This is a genomic window from Bradyrhizobium sp. USDA 3650, assembly GCF_054057395.1.
In genome coordinates, this window is sequence record NZ_JBSRZG010000001.1 from 2,687,521 (window position 1) to 2,702,238 (window position 14,718).

At 58.9% G+C, this 14,718-nt stretch carries 11 protein-coding genes; 3 read left to right on the forward strand and 8 right to left on the reverse strand.

Annotation, left to right across the window (positions count from 1 at the left end):
- Nucleotides 1-26 precede the first annotated feature (26 nt).
- Complete coding sequence (locus tag ACVIN2_RS12495; RefSeq protein ID WP_456765830.1) at nucleotides 27-1,199, forward strand: AGE family epimerase/isomerase; 1,173 nt, start codon at nucleotides 27-29, stop codon at nucleotides 1,197-1,199.
- Here ACVIN2_RS12495 and ACVIN2_RS12500 read toward each other — a convergent pair.
- The 5 genes from ACVIN2_RS12500 to ACVIN2_RS12520 all read right to left on the reverse strand — a co-directional run bounded on the left by ACVIN2_RS12500 (nucleotide 1,173) and on the right by ACVIN2_RS12520 (nucleotide 9,115).
- Nucleotides 1,173-3,218, reverse strand: coding sequence for a tetratricopeptide repeat protein (locus tag ACVIN2_RS12500; protein WP_456765831.1), 2,046 nt, complete (start codon nucleotides 3,216-3,218; stop codon nucleotides 1,173-1,175). The genes ACVIN2_RS12495 and ACVIN2_RS12500 overlap by 27 nt on opposite strands.
- Nucleotides 3,215-4,564, reverse strand: coding sequence for an HlyD family type I secretion periplasmic adaptor subunit (locus tag ACVIN2_RS12505; RefSeq protein ID WP_456765832.1), 1,350 nt, complete (start codon nucleotides 4,562-4,564; stop codon nucleotides 3,215-3,217). Before ACVIN2_RS12505 ends, ACVIN2_RS12500 begins: the two co-directional genes overlap by 4 nt.
- Entirely contained in the window at nucleotides 4,554-6,770 is a 2,217-nt protein-coding gene (locus tag ACVIN2_RS12510) for a peptidase domain-containing ABC transporter (RefSeq protein ID WP_456765833.1), read from the reverse strand. The genes ACVIN2_RS12505 and ACVIN2_RS12510 overlap by 11 nt, the downstream gene beginning before the upstream one ends.
- Before the next feature lie 238 nt (nucleotides 6,771-7,008).
- Nucleotides 7,009-7,614 carry a class I SAM-dependent methyltransferase gene (locus ACVIN2_RS12515; protein WP_456769705.1) on the reverse strand — a complete coding sequence of 202 codons (606 nt, stop codon included), beginning with the start codon at nucleotides 7,612-7,614 and terminating at the stop codon, nucleotides 7,009-7,011.
- Between the two features lie 193 nt (nucleotides 7,615-7,807).
- The gene (locus ACVIN2_RS12520) at nucleotides 7,808-9,115 is read right to left on the reverse strand and encodes a calcium-binding protein (RefSeq protein ID WP_456765834.1); all 1,308 of its coding nucleotides are present in this window, start codon (nucleotides 9,113-9,115) and stop codon (nucleotides 7,808-7,810) included.
- Between the two features lie 422 nt (nucleotides 9,116-9,537).
- On the opposite strand from ACVIN2_RS12520, the gene ACVIN2_RS12525 reads away from it, so the two are divergent.
- Nucleotides 9,538-10,179, forward strand: a complete 642-nt coding sequence (locus ACVIN2_RS12525; protein ID WP_456765835.1) for a nucleotide-binding protein — start codon at nucleotides 9,538-9,540, stop codon at nucleotides 10,177-10,179.
- Nucleotides 10,180-10,228: 49 nt separating this feature from the next.
- Here the strand turns inward: ACVIN2_RS12525 and ACVIN2_RS12530 are convergent, their stop codons facing one another.
- Nucleotides 10,229-10,621, reverse strand: a complete 393-nt coding sequence (locus tag ACVIN2_RS12530) for a hypothetical protein (RefSeq protein WP_231171146.1) — start codon at nucleotides 10,619-10,621, stop codon at nucleotides 10,229-10,231.
- Between the two features lie 419 nt (nucleotides 10,622-11,040).
- Here ACVIN2_RS12530 and ACVIN2_RS12535 point away from each other — a divergent pair, with 419 nt between their 5' ends.
- Entirely contained in the window at nucleotides 11,041-12,396 is a 1,356-nt protein-coding gene (locus tag ACVIN2_RS12535) for an exopolysaccharide biosynthesis polyprenyl glycosylphosphotransferase (protein WP_456765836.1), read from the forward strand.
- A 77-nt stretch (nucleotides 12,397-12,473) separates the two neighbouring features.
- On the opposite strand, the gene ACVIN2_RS12540 is transcribed toward ACVIN2_RS12535, so the two are convergent.
- Together ACVIN2_RS12540 and ACVIN2_RS12545 are read right to left on the reverse strand one after the other, a co-directional pair.
- Nucleotides 12,474-13,223: a class I SAM-dependent methyltransferase gene (locus ACVIN2_RS12540; protein WP_456765837.1), complete on the reverse strand. Its 750-nt coding sequence runs from the start codon at nucleotides 13,221-13,223 to the stop codon at nucleotides 12,474-12,476.
- 35 nt (nucleotides 13,224-13,258) lie between these two features.
- Entirely contained in the window at nucleotides 13,259-14,656 is a 1,398-nt protein-coding gene (locus tag ACVIN2_RS12545) for a lipopolysaccharide biosynthesis protein (protein WP_456765838.1), read from the reverse strand.
- Between the last annotated feature and the right edge of the window lie 62 nt (nucleotides 14,657-14,718).

The window sequence follows — 14,718 nt, forward strand, 5'->3', positions numbered from 1 at the left end:
CAGGTGCCTTGTATCGGAAACACCGCATGCTCGCTGACTTAGCGAATAGTACCAACTCGATGAAGGACTGGCTGATTGGCGCGACTCTTCCTTATTGGTCGACCACAGGATTCAATGCTGAGTCAAACCTTTTTGAAGAGCGCCTCGATTTTTCTGGAAAACCCGTTCGAGGGATTCCACATCGGCTTATGGTACAAAGCCGACAGATCTACGTTTTCTCTCATGCGACGCTGCTGGGGTGGTTCGATGGAGAATACCTTGTTGGTAAAGCATTGAGCTCGCTGCTGACAAAATTTCGCGTCGGATCGTCTTCAGCTCCCTTCGCCTTTTCGATCGAGACGAATGGACGAATCGTCGAAGACAGGAGCGATACCTATAGCTATTCCTTCTTGTTGTTTGCATTAGCATGGGCACGCCGCGTTCTTGGAAATCAAGTTGATGCTACGTTGGCAGCTGGCCTGTTGCACTTTATCCGGACGAACCTAGCAGACGCTCGGCTGCCATTTGGCTTCATCGATGGGCTCCCTAGGCCCGATCAATTTTGCCGACAAAACCCACAAATGCACCTCTTCGAGGCAATGCTTGAGGTCAGAGACGCATTTGGAATGGTTGAAGCCGACTTAGTTGCGAGCGAACTTTTCGAGCTCTTTAGGACGCGTCTGTTTCAGAGACCTCTCGCTGCATTACCCGAACTTTATGATAATGATTGGACATTCATCGACCATGACGATTCGGTGTTCGAGCCAGGCCACCATTTCGAGTGGATGTGGCTTCTCGAACGATACAGCAAAATGTGCGGAATCGATCTGCGGAGCGATATTAATGCGCTGCGAAACCGAGCTTATTCTGAGGGACTTGACGAAGCCGGCGCCGTCGTCGAAACTGTTGGACTTCGAAACGGACGAAGAACCCTGAGCCGAAGATGCTGGGGCACATGCGAAGCACTCAAAGCTGCTGTTGTTGACCTCGAAAGCGGACTAGACCATTCGCCTCGGCTCACAATGGGCTTTCTGAATGCATTACAGAACTTGTTCTTGGGACGTCCGTTTAGAGCTGGCTGGATCGATAGAGTAGACGCCCAAGGTCAACCATTGGTGACCTTTGTCCCGGCCAGTTCGCTTTATCATGTCTTTCTGGCGATAGCAGAAAGCCATCGGGTACTAAATTCACAATCACCGCCTGGCAAGCTGCTGCTTTAACTCCGCCAAGCGCGCTTTAGCGCCCTCATGGCCCTGCTGCGCGGCCCTTTCGTACCAAGTCGCTGCGACCTCTACATTCTTTGTGATGCCTAGTCCGCCGTAATTGGCCTCTGCGAGCGAAAACTGTGCAGCTTGCATACCCTGTTCGGCAGCCCGCTCGAACCATTCGACCGCCTTCTCTGCGCTTCTTTCGCAGCCCTGTCCCTTCGAGAGCATCACCGCGAGATTGAACTGCCCGAGAGCATGGCCCTGCTTGGCTGCAGCCTCATACCATCCGAGGCCTCGCTGGAGATTGAGCTCAACTCCGTTGCCGGTGCAGAACAACACCCCGAGTTGGAATTGGGCCAGCGCATGCCCGGCACGTGCCGCCTTCTCGAGCCACATGGCCGCCTGCTTGGGATCGGCGCCGAGCTTGTTCTGACCAAGGTTGATATTTGCAAGCTCCATCATGGCCTCGATGGATCCGGCCTCGGCAGCGCTATTATACCATTCTGCCGCGAGCGTCAGGACAGGAGGAACACCAAGTCGCCCCGCGTAGAGATGTCCGAGCATGAGTTTTGCCGGCCCGTGGTTTGCCCCGGCAGCCTCCGTGAGCAGCTCTGTCGCGCGTTTGAGTGAACGTTCCTTGTCCGTTTGCAAGAGGTATTGGGCATAGGCAACCTTGGCTTCGGGTTCGCCGCTATTGGCAGCTTGCTCGAGCCATTGTCTGGCCTGCACTTGGTCTGTCCCGCCTTCGCCGGCCGCATAGAGACGGCCAAGCTGAACCTTCGCCGCGCTCAGGCCGCCTTGGGCCGCGACCTCGAACCATTTGATCGCAGCAGGGATATCCTTCTCCAGGCCGGTGCCATTGGCCAAAAACGTCGCGATGTTGAAGGCCGCCGTGGGATGCTTGTTCTCGGCCGCGCGAAGGAACCATTTAGCCGCCTCCCGCAGATTGGGCGGCGCGCCGTCGCCCGTGGCAAAGAACCGGCCGGTAAAGAATTGAGCCTGCACATCGCCGCGCTCGGCCGCTCTTTGATACCAGTACGCGGCCTCCCGCAGGTCGGGCTCCGCGCCCGCTCCGAGAGCGTAGAATTCGCCAAGCCCCAGGATCGCCGGCAGATAGTCCTTGCGCGCAGATTTCCGCAACAGCGTTTCCGCGCGTTCGCGGTCTCGTTCGACGCCATCCCCGTTGAGACGCATGATACCGATATGGTAGAGCGCAACGGCGTCGTCGTGTTCGGCCGCCTTTGCAAACAGCCGCGCGGCCTCAGCATGATCCTCAGGCAGTCCCTTGCCCTTCAGATGCATGAACGCAAGCGCCACCGCCGCCCGGACGTAATCCTGATCCGCGGCCCTGCGGTACCATTCGGCGGCAAGCTCGAAATTCTCCGGCAGTCCGCGGCCCTGGAAGCAGACATCGCCGAGCGCAAACTGGCCGGCCGCAAAGTCCTGTTTCGCGGCCGCCATATAAGACTTCAGTGCTTCCTTGAGGTCCCGCTCGCAGCCCTCGCCATTTGTGTAGAGATCACCGAGCAAGACCTGCGCCTCGGGCTTGCCCGCATCTGCCGCAGATTTGGCCCATCGAAACGCAGCTTCAGAGTTTTTGGCAACGGCCGTACCATGTGGAAAGATCAGAGCATGAAGCGACGATGCCTTCTCGCCGAGGCGCTCCTCGGACGACCGCCGCCAGGTCTCAGCTGATCCAGGCCCGAGTCCGGCCTGGACGCCATGGCGGTATATCAGCGCGAGTTTGTATTGCGCTTCGAGGTGACCCGCCTGGGCCGCGCGCTCGTGCCAGGCCACGGCCTCGGCAATGCTGCCACGAACGCCCTCGCCTTTTTCGTATAGGAGCGCGATCCGGTGATCGGCTTCCGCATGGCCAAGCTTGCTCGCGTCTCTCCAGGCGTGAAAAGCGTCAAGAAAGCGTGCAGCCTCATAGGCAGCGACCCCCGCATCGAATGGGGACCTTCGGTGACGAAATGATTTCCCGCGCAAGACCTCCTTGGCTCGCCAAAGGAGAAATTGGGCTGCCATCATGGCTCGCGCATGGCCTCTTTCATGCCCCGAAGCATGCCGCCGAGCAAATACATCGCAACCGATCGCGTTCCGACGTTGACATCCCCGGTGAGGGTCATGCCGGGGATCAAGCGGAAGTTCTGGGGCACATCGATGAAGTTCGCGTGCTCGACCGAGCAACGCGCCTTGTAATAGGCCTCAACGGCCCGGCCGTCGTCATCCAACGTAAATGCGCCTTCGCTGATCCAGCGCACCTTGCCCTCGGCCGTGCCATGTTCGGTGGCGTTGAACGCGTCCACCTTGATGGTGCAGCGATCTCCCGAACGAATGAACCCGATGTCCCGGGACGCAAGCTTGATTTCCGCTTCAAGGCGCGTGCCGATCGGCATGAGGGTGATAAAGGGATCGCCCGGCTTTAGAACGGAACCAATCGAAAGCTTCGCCATCGTCAGCACAACCGATGGTTCGGTGGCAGTCAGTCGCACCAGATCCTGGTGTTTATTGGCCTTCTCGTAGGACGATCGTGCCGTATCCAGGTTATTGCGGGTCTGCACCAGATCCTGGCTGAGCTGCGCACGCCACTGCTGGACAAAAGCATTGCGATCGGCAATGAGCGATTGCAGCGTATGTTTGGATTCGAGCAGGCTGTTATGCGTGCTGTCCATTTGCCGCAACAGTTCGATGCGCTGATCTTGCGACACATAGAGATTGAGCTTCGAACCGCTGCCGCTCTCGGCCAGGCTCGTACGCATATCTTCGACCTTCTTTGCGATCTCTTCGCGCTGGCCGAAACGCTCGTCATCCTTCTCGAGCTTCTGGATAGTAGCTTTCGTCTGCTCGATCTTGGAATTGAAGCTCGACAGCTGCGCCCTGTACTGCGCATCGCGCTGGTCGTACAGCGCCCCCTGCAGATCCGCATAGCTCTTGAACGCCTCGTCATTGCGATCGGGGAAGACCAGCACACTTCCATCGAGCTCAGCCTTGTCCCGCATCATTTGCGTCTCAAGGCTCGCGATCTGCAATTTGTATTGATGCACATCCGCCGCGGTAAAGGTCGAGTCAAGCGTAGCGACCAATTGCCCGGTCTTGACCTGATCCCCTTCCCTGACGTCGATGGTCTTGATGATCGAGGGGTCGAGCGCCTGCAACACCGTGATTTGGTCGACCGGAACGATCTTGCCGCCGACGCTCGAGACCACACGATCGATGCGCGTCAGACACATGATCCCAACGATCACGACAACGAAAGCCGTGAGCACCAACAGGGTGGCGCGGGCGACCAACGGCTCGGCCGCCTCGCGAATGGCATCCGTCTCGGACTGGAATTGCCGAACCGTCGTAAGGGAGGCTTGCTGACTACGAGACAAGGCTAGGGCTCCGTCGAACCGGGGCAATCATATGATTGTTCTGCTGATGCCAAAGACCGCTGTAAATATCGTTGCGCTCCAAGAGCTCCTCGTGGCGACCGACATCGTCGATCACGCCGCGATTGAGGACGACAATAGCGTCACACTTCACGAGCGAGGACAGACGGTGCGAGATGATGATAAGCGTTCGTCCATGCGCGATGCGGGCGATATTCGCGTTGACGATCGCCTCGCTGTCGGCATCGAGAGCACTGGTGGCCTCGTCCAGGATCAGGATCGGCGGGTCGACGATCAGCGCCCGCGCAATCGCAAGGCGCTGCCGCTGACCACCGGAAAGGTTCGGCGAGCCTTCATATATATAGGTCTCGTAGCCGCGCGGCAGCTTGTCGATGAACTCTTCCGCGCCCGCAAGCCGCGCCGCGCGAACCACCTCATCGAACGTCGCATCAGGCTTGGCCGCCGCAATATTCTCTCGGATGGTGCCGCTGAACAGGAAGTTTTCCTGCAGCACAACACCGACATTACGCCGAAGATGGTCGATATCGTATTCGCGCACGTCAATGCCGTCGACCTTGATGAGCCCGCCATAATCAGAGTGCAGGCGCTGCAACAGCCGGGTAATCGTGGTCTTGCCCGAGCCGCTCTTGCCCATGACACCAAGCGTCTGTCCTTGCGGGATCTCAAACGAGACGTCGTTGAGCGCAGGTGTCACCGTTCCCTTGTATTTGAAGGTCACACCGGAAAATTCGACGTGGCCCTTGAACGGCGTCCGCACGCCATGACCCGACCGGCCTTCTTCCGCGGGCTGATTGACAAGCTTTGCAACCATCGAAACCGCCGTGCGCGCTTCATCGTATTGATTGATGAGCTGCGCCATTTGCATCAGAGGCGCGGACACACGTTGTGACAGCATCAGGAATGCGAACAGAGCACCGATGTAGATCGGATCATTCGTTGTGAGCGCCAGATAAACGCCGATGGCGTAGGAGCCGTTGACCGCGAGCCGCTCCAGGGGACGAACCACGGTTTGGATCATGGTGCCGGTCATGGCCTCGCCAATTCGCGCTTTGGCGACGCGGGCGACCAACACGTCCCACATATGCCGTTGGCGTGCGTCGAGCGCGAGCGATTTGATGGTGCGAATACCGTTGAGCGATTGGATCAGGAACGCACCCTGCGCGCCCTCCGCAGCCATGACGGCACCTGATTTTTTACGATAAGCCGGCAGCATGAGCACCAGCCAGGCCACGATCAGGCCGGCAAATCCGAGAACGATGAAGGTCATGACCGGGCTGAAGAAGAACATCACCGGCAGGAAGAACAGCAGCATCGTGGAATCCAGGACGGTGCCGAACAATTGGCCAACCAGGAACGTTCTGACCCGGAAGACTTCGCGGATGTCGCGCGAGATCAGGCCGACCGCGTTTTGCTCGAAATAGTCGATCGGCAGGCTCAACACTTTTTCGAAAACGTAGGTGGACAGCTTCACGTCAAGACGCGAGGTGAGCCGGTGCACCAGGAACTGTCGCAGGAACGAGAATGCGGCCTCGAATGCGATCACGACCAGCATGCCGACGCAGAGCACATAGAATGTGTTGTACGCCTTGTAGAAGATCACCTTGTCCGACATGAGACGCCAGAACATGATCGGCGCGAGCGACAGGAAGCCGAGCACGAGCGCGGCGATTGCGACATCGCGCACCATGCGCCGCTCGCGAAAGATCAGCGACGTGATGAGGCCGAAGCTGAACGGCTGGTCCTCATCCGAAATCTCGTAATCGCGCTTGACCAGCACGACATCCCCCGACCAAATGTTCTCGAACCGCGGTTGGTCGATGACCAGCAGGGCGTCGTCCGCCGCGTTCGGATCACGGAGCGTGACGCGGATATTTTGTGGATCGCCGTCAACGGAGAGCAGCACCATGGCGGCGCCATTGCGAAGCCAAACGACCGCCGGCAGTGCCTTCTTCAGCTGCGCCAGATGGGCCCAATCGAGCTTGACCGCCTTGGCCTTCATGCCGGCATTCTCGGCACATTTGATCAGCTGCGGGATCGAGACGTTCTGATCGCGAAGCAAATTGTCCTGCACCAGCTGAGTCGGCGTCAAATGCATCCCATGCTGGCGGGCCACGATGACAAGACACTCAAGTGCCGAGGCGGGTGTGGGGTCGGTCGAGGCGCCTTCGCGAACGAGTTCGGAGCTCATTGGGGTCCTGTCTCTAACCTCTAGAAGAAACGATATGGCCTACCGACGGAGCCGAAAAATCTAACGCTCTGACGCTTCGGGCCAAGCTATTAAATTCATATAATAAATCAGGTGATCTTGCTATGCGGAAAGCCCGCTTCCATGGGGTAAAAAGCCACCTCTTCTGCGATAAACCTTAACACTGCGGCTCTTCTGCGATAAACTTTAACACTGCGGCGGGGGAGCTTCCGGTCACAAGCTAGGCAAATTGCTCCTGAAAATCGAAGCCGCAGGCGGCAAGCTCCTTCTGAATGGCAACGCCATCGGCCTCGGGCATTATCGCCAGCGCGCAGACCTCAAAATCCTGGCTCCGGACCGATACCGTGGGGAAGCCTGCACTGAGCAGCAGGTTGCCAAGCCGCTCCGGCGTAAAACCTGTGCGGTGGGCCATATAGTGTTGCCCCTCCTCGATCGAGCGCGTGTGACCATACAGCATATCGAGCGGACGTATCGGCCCAACCGGCGATTCGTAGGCCACAGCGGCAATCCCATGCTCAACGATGAACTGAGCCACCGCCTCCAGATCCGGGCTCATGATGAGAGCGAATCCATCTGACTTGAGAACCCGGTGGAATTGCCGCAGCGCCGGATAAACCTCATGGGCGTAGAGATGCTCAAGCACGTGCGAGGACCAGACCGCATCAAAGCTTTGAGGGCCAAAGGACGCATCGAGCCGGCTGATCGAGCCGACCACGTCCGGCCGAACGCCCGGGTCGATGTCCAGCCGCACTTCTTCCCAATCCGCTTTCGCCGTCATTCGGGCGATCCGTCGAGCAGGACCTGGACCGGAGCCAGCGTTGAGCATGCGCTTGTGGGGCAACGACGTTCCTCCGGACAATCTCAATCAAACCTTGGCCCGAGATTACCAAGCCGACCGGACCCCTGCCAGCCGGTCACGACTCTCACCGAATTAACGGTAAACGATGCGAGCTCAATAGCTTAGTCGAGACGAAAAAGCCCCGCCGAGGCGGGGCTTTCCAATCCGCCGATCAGCGGAATTAAGTGAGCTTGACCACCTGGTCGGTGAAGTAAAGCTCCGTGATGCCGGTGACCTTGATTTCCTGACCATCGTTGAAGGTGATGGTGTAGCTGCCGGGCGCTGTCGGATCGAGTGACTTGACGTCGCCGAGCGAACGGTCGTTGAAACCGACAATATCCGTACCACCGCCACCGATAATCGTATCGTTGCCAATCTTGGTTTCAACGTGGAAGGTATCGTCGCCCGCGCCGCCCTGCAGCGTCGAGGACGCTCCGGAGCTGCCATAAAGCCAGAATTCATTCTTCGATCCGGCCGCGCCCGTATCCTGGAAGTAATCGCCTTGCTGGCCAATGATAGTATCATTGCCTGCACCGCCGATGAGCGTGTCGGTGCCCGCACCAGCCGACCCATCGTACAATTTTGTGTTGCCGGTGGTTCCCTGCAGGAGCTGATGCTGGCCAGAGCCTGCGATCAGGAAGTTGTTGCCCGCACCGCCCGTGAGCGTATCGCCACCGCCGCCGCCATAGAGCGTATCGGCACCTGCCCCGCCCTGCAGCGAGTTGGCTTCACCCGTCTGCGTGCTGCCCGAACCAAGGGCCGAGGCATCGCTGGCCGTGCTGCCCGAAATGACGGTCGAGTTGATACCGCCATGCAGCTCGTCGCTGCCGGTGCCACCGTTGATCGTATCCGCACCGTAACCCCAGATGGTGTCGTTGCCGGCGCCGCCCAGAAGCGTGCTCGAACCGGACGAGAAATCACGGATGTCATCGTTATTGTCGCCGCCGTCGAGCAACTGATGCCCGCCGGTGCCGGCCCGCAGCACGTCGTCACCCGCACCACCGTAAATGCTGTCCTGACCACTGCCGCCATAGATGGTATCGCTGCCGCCGTCACCAAAGAGCTGGCTGTTGCCGCTGCCGCCGCCAATCACGTCGGCGCCGGAGCCGCCCCGCACCGTGTCGTTGCCGCTATCGAACAGGTTGACGCTGTCGTTGCCCTCACCCATCGCCACGAAGACGCCGTTCGATCCGCCCGCAACGTTGAGCTGGTTGCCGCCGGCATCATCCATGATGATGGCCTTGAGCGTCGAGGAGGTCTGAACGGTCGCCGAATTCGTGAGGTCCACAACCTGAACGATGCCGGGAACCGGTCCGCTGGTGTAGGTGCCCTGCTCAACCCAGGCCTTCTTGCCGTCCTCAGGACCCGGATCGTAGACGCCGCCGTTTTCAAGCGACGCGATCAGTGCCGCTTGAACCGCGGGATCGAGATGCCCCGCCGCCGTGAGGTCGGCATTCAAATCCGTCTTCGTCAAATAGCTGACAGCCATACAAGACCCCTGAAATTTCCTAACCCAGCCGGCTCATGGGGAAGCCAGATGGAAACGATCAACCTCGAAAAAGGCATTTCAAAAGGCGCAAAGAGAGTCTGCCCCCTTCTCGCCTCCGTTAAGCTACTGTTAACGGAGCGCCGCAGTGCGTGCAAGATCAGAATTTAATTCCCGCCAACTTAAATCTCAGGCAACATCATATTGTGGTTAACTTCGATTTGGCTGATCACCCCGAGCACGAAACGGCAAGCTCGCCTAACCCGAAGCCCGCATGGTGTCATTGAGGCGGCCGGCAGCGGTCTAAGCGTGCGGAGAACATCGGGGGGCCGTGGTCGCGGGCTCGATTTTGCTGACGCGACAGCCGGCATCCTGCTACGGCTCCCGGAGATCACTAGAAACGAGGCCCGCGGTCTTCGCTGTTCATGAGCACGATCATTACAGTCGCCCAACGCAAAGGTGGCGTCGGCAAAACCACGCTCGCTGTTTGTATCACCGCGGAACTCGCCAGGCGCGGTCACGGCATATCCTTGATTGATGCAGATCCGCAGCGCTCCGCGTCCCTGTGGGCCGAGCCCGGCCAGCTCGAATTTCCCGTTCACGAGATAGGCTTGGGCTTGGATACCATCTCCGTATGGACGCGCGATGTCTTGAGCGTGCAATCCGAGTTGCTCGTCATCGATACCGCGCCAAACGAGCGCGAGATGGGGGCCTCCATCGCGCTGGCCAATCTGATCCTCATCCCCTGCACGGCGTCAGGGCTCGATCTCGAAGCCACTGCCGCAACACTCGCGATCATTGCAGCAGTGCGCGCCCGTCGCCGTTTGCCCGCACAGGTGATTTTGGTTCCCAATAGGCTTGACGCAAGAACCTTGGAAGGCCGCCAGCTGGTTCAGGAATTGCAGACTTTTGGCGAGATGGTGGCGCCCGCAATTTCAGCACGGTCGGCCTTCGTCCGCTCATTCGCGATGGGACAATCGGTCGCAAGTTTTGCACCCGATGAACCCGCAGATTTCGAGATTCGCGCGCTTGCCGACACCGTTGAGGATGCTCTCGCCCGCCCCTAAGGACGTCCTTGTGGAAAACACGCAGCAGATTTAATTCGGACGCCCGCTTTCAAAATTTCTCGCGAAACTCGAAGCGAAAATCCTTCTGCGAGGGCATCGTACCAAGGATGGCCTCTTTGCGGCCATAACCGGGAACCGCGGCCTGGGTGCACGCGGTGCTCTTGAAATAACAAACCTGGATCTGGATCGCTTTCGGACAATTGTTCTCGGCGCTGATGACATGGTCGAAAAGGTTGGGGCTGGTTGCAAACGGTCGCGCGAATCCCCCAACGCTGAGACACGGCTTCCCACTGAAATCACGGTGGCGGAGAATCTCGGTGTTGCCGCTGCTGCTGATCTTGGGCTGCGGCACCTCACGCGGCCGGTAGGTTCCGCCCACCTCGGGTCTCGTGCCAAGGCCCGTCAGCGGATCCGTTGTCCCTTGCGCCGCCGCCGGCGACACGACCAGCAAGGTAGCAATCGCAGTAGAAGCAACGAGCGACTGTTGCAACCATTGAGGGGGATGCATGCAAGGGCCTATCTGCGCCATGGATTGACAAACTGTGAGATTGCGAACGGTAAATAAACAGTTAAAGTGGCTGGAACGTTAAGATACATCTTTGATCTGTCGAGATTTGATATTTATTTGTTAGGGGTGCGTAGCGGATGCGTCGCGAAGTTGGAATGGGCCGGCATGCGCCCGGTCGGCGAGCACCTCCGCTGCACCGCGAAGATCATCCGTCGCACAGCGGGCCCGATTCTCGGACCGATCAGGCAGCCGCCCCCTCCACCGAGACGTCCTCGCCGCTCCGGCCAACGCGCAAATCAGTTTGGCCGTTGGGGCTGGGGCTGCAACCAGGCGCGCGGGTCGCATTCCGACTGTTGAGCCTCGAGTTCTTGACGGTCACGGCGGCCGCCTATTTGGCAAGCAAGCTTTATCACCACGCTGTTGTCCCCGACGCCACCGCCGCCGCTCGTTATTTCCCGGCAGCTCTCCTGCTCGCAACACTCTATTGCGTGAGCACGCTTTGGCTCGGCGACCCAGCCCTTCTGCTGGCTTTCCGCCGCCGGCAATTGCTCTGGAATGCCGTCCGGGCCACCGTCCTGTCGTTCTGCTTTTTGTTGAGCGGAATGTTTCTCCTCAAGACGTCCTTGGAATATTCACGCGGCGCATTTTTCGCGCAACTGGTGACCGTGTGCCTCGCCACGTTGGCGTTGCGTGGCATCCTGATTCGGCGTCAGGAGCGGGCGCTCGGCCAAGGACGACTGGCCCTGCGCCGCGCCTTTCTGATCGGCGATCCTGCAGCCTCCAGTGCATTGTCAAAGCGCCTTGACGCGAACGGGGTCGTCACCATTGCTCAATTCCCGCTCTCAAGCCTGGATGCCGATCAACCCGCCTCCATGACCCGAGAGCTGATTGAGGCCTGCCGCTCATTGGCCGTGGATGAGATTTTTGTTCTGCCCCAACCAAGCGAGCTTGAAAGCGTAAGGCCCGTGCTTGACCAGCTGTCGCAGCTGCCGGTCGCGGTCCACGTCATGGTGCCGGGACTTGATGGGCTGCTGTCGTCGTCAGAGATTTCCGCGTTCGGCGACGTCACAACCATGAAGGTGCAGGGTGAACCGCTATCCGCCGCTGACGAGCTTCTCAAGCGAGGTTTCGACATCGTTGTCAGCGCATTGCTGTTGGTGACGTTGGCCCCACTAATGTTGATGATTGGGGCCCTTGTTAAATTGACGAGCCCAGGTCCCGCCCTGTTTCGTCAGGTCCGTCACGGCTTCAACAATAAAGCCATCACTGTGTTGAAGTTTCGCACTATGCAGGTGCGCACGGATGACAAGTGTGAGGATTTCCGCCAGGCAGCGCGTAACGACGACCGGGTGACATGGGTCGGGGCAACGTTGAGAGCGACCAGCATTGATGAGTTGCCACAGCTCTTCAACGTGCTGCGCGGCGAGATGTCTTTGGTCGGTCCGAGGCCGCACGCCGTTGCCCATAATAAGATGTTCGAGGAGCGCATCCCGCCTCTATCGCGACGTCACAACGTCAAACCCGGCATCACCGGTTGGGCTCAGGTCAATAGGCTCAGAGGGGAAACCGACACGCTGGAAAAGATGCAAAGGCGCATCGACCACGATCTGTTCTATGTCGACAATTGGTCGTTTTACTTCGACCTCAAAATCATGTTCCTGACCGCCCTTTTGCTCTTCTCGAGGAAGAACTACCAAAACAGCTATTGATTGCGGGGGGAACTTAATTTGGGTCGGTCGGATCAGCCCCCGGTAGGGGCAGCGAATAAAACGTTGCGCGCCCCTTCTCACAGCTTGCGAGCCACCGCCGTGAGGTTTTGGCTGTAGATTCCAGCTGCGGTTTCGCCCGTCTCGACTGCGATGAAGAAGCGCAACCCCAGGCGCAGCAGGTTCCAAAACATCCAGCGGACTGCGCTTTTCAGCCCATGCACGACCGGCTGATCTTCAAAGCACTCAACCTGCCCAAATCCGCCGGCGCGCAGCACAGCTCCGAGCGATTGCTGCGTGAACGCAAGCTCGTGAGTGAAATCGCCGTAGCGGATTCGCCCAAAAAACGGTGATTCGGCGTTCGGCGCATGGATGATCCAGCGCCCATTTGGCTTGAGCACCCGCCTCACCTCGGCGACCAGGCGAAGCAAATCCTGCTTCTTAATGTGCTCAATCACATCGTAAGTCACGACCACATCCAGAACATCGGCCGCGGTCTGTTCGATTTCGGCAAACAGATCCCCTTGGCGGACTTCGCTAATCCCCAGACGATGCGCAGTCGCGACTTGTTCCGCCGACCCATCGACCCCCAACAGCTGAACGTAGCCCTCGCGACGGGCGGCAAGCAGCAGCACTCCATATCCGCAGCCGAGATCAAGAATAAACGCGTTTCGATCAGCCGGGAAGAACCTGCGCACGAGATCACGCAAGATGACTAAGCGCGGCGCAAGATCGCTTTCGTTGACTGGCGCCCGCCCGAAACCTCCGGAGGAGAGATATCGCTCATACATAAATTGGTTGGCGTCTTCATCATTTGGCAGACCTGACATCAAGATGCTCGTTCTATGTTGCCGGTGCAGGAGACTCATCGTGAACCGCCCCGGCCGCCCAGCGGGGCGCGCAGATGGTGCTGGATCCGTCTGACCAAACCCGAGACATTTGCAGCTTCGCGCGCGATTGCACTTAACGGAAGACCAAGCCAGCGGTTAAGGCAGATCCATAGCACGACCGCAATCGCAACCTCGCCGCAAATGGGGCCGATCAACATTCCGTAAATCTTGAAATTCGGAACTAGCGCTGAGCCGAGCACCAGCGATGCAAGCGAGACGGCCAGCACCAAAACCGACACGACGCGCATGGCATTCACGCTAATCAGGACCTGCGCTGCGATCCGACCCGGCAGACTAGCCGCAGACATGATAAGGAAAAGCGCCATCACCGGGTGGTGAAAGGCCACCCGTGAATGGGTCCACCAGTCGAAGATGACCGGGCCAAGCACCATTAGGAATGAAGTAACCGCGATCAAGACGAGCGTAGATAGTTGTACGATCACCGCGGTGAGGCGAACGACCTGTTGCGGCTCGCCGCGTCCGGCCGAATGGCTGATTTCGACGCCGACCGGCGCCATCAACATGAAGAAGAGCTGATCGACAAGCCGCATTGCGGTCGCATACACGGCATACACCGCGACCGCCGGTCCTCCCATCAAGGTGCCAAGCACGAGCCGCGGTCCTTGAACCAGAACGCCTTGGGTCGCCAGGTTGAAACAGGCGAACCCCAGCGCGGGTTTGAGCTGATCGCGAAAGAAGCGTCCATCCATAACGCGGAAATCCAGGCGCGCCCAGGGTGCCGCTGAGCGGGCAAGACAAACGACGATGATGAGGTCAACCAGGGCGACAGCCGCCATGATGGCCGCAAGGTACACCGGACGGACGCCGAGGACGCCGACGGAGTAGATCGACGTGCCGAGTTCGACAAACTTTACACCTGCGGCAATGTTATAAGCAGTTCCATAGCGTCCCGCCGAAAAGAGCACCCCGGCCATGAAGCCGCGAAGCGTCTCGCAACAAAGTTGCAGCGCGCCGAGCGCCAGTATGAGCATGACCGCGCCTGACGAGAATTCCGCTAGATTGAACCAGTCGACGAGCGGCAGCGAAGCTGCCAGCGCCAGGATTGCGGCGAGCAGGATCGGAAACGGGCCAAGAGCTAGATTGCAGGACATCTGAAAGCAGCGTTGCGCGCGCACCTGATCGCCAGCGGCAACCAGCATGATGAGCTCGTTCGTCGCGGCGGCCACGAGGCCAAGATTGGCATAGGCTAGATAGGAGACGAGCGCGTTGATCGTCATCCACTGGCCGTAACCTTCAAGCCCCCATGTCGCAATGAGCACAGGGATCAGCGCCACGGTGTTGAGCGCTACGGCAACACGCCAAACCCCTTGCCCCAGGAGGCCAATCGCAAGCCGCTTGATCAGGGCCGGCATGGATAAAATCCGGCGCAAGCGCGACGAGTATAGTAACGGTCAATATTCATCTTGCCTTGCCT

Excerpts from the sequence above, each read along its gene's own strand:
- ACVIN2_RS12495 (WP_456765830.1), top strand. The coding sequence starts at position 27 with ATGCTCGCTGACTTAGCGAATAGTACCAACTCGATGAAGGACTGGCTG.
- ACVIN2_RS12500 (WP_456765831.1), bottom strand. The coding sequence starts at position 3,218 with ATGATGGCAGCCCAATTTCTCCTTTGGCGAGCCAAGGAGGTCTTGCGC.
- ACVIN2_RS12510 (WP_456765833.1), bottom strand. The coding sequence starts at position 6,770 with ATGAGCTCCGAACTCGTTCGCGAAGGCGCCTCGACCGACCCCACACCC.
- ACVIN2_RS12515 (WP_456769705.1), bottom strand. The coding sequence starts at position 7,614 with ATGCTCAACGCTGGCTCCGGTCCAGGTCCTGCTCGACGGATCGCCCGA.
- ACVIN2_RS12520 (WP_456765834.1), bottom strand. The coding sequence starts at position 9,115 with ATGGCTGTCAGCTATTTGACGAAGACGGATTTGAATGCCGACCTCACG.
- ACVIN2_RS12525 (WP_456765835.1), top strand. The coding sequence starts at position 9,538 with ATGAGCACGATCATTACAGTCGCCCAACGCAAAGGTGGCGTCGGCAAA.
- ACVIN2_RS12540 (WP_456765837.1), bottom strand. The coding sequence starts at position 13,223 with ATGTCAGGTCTGCCAAATGATGAAGACGCCAACCAATTTATGTATGAG.
- ACVIN2_RS12545 (WP_456765838.1), bottom strand. The coding sequence starts at position 14,656 with ATGCCGGCCCTGATCAAGCGGCTTGCGATTGGCCTCCTGGGGCAAGGG.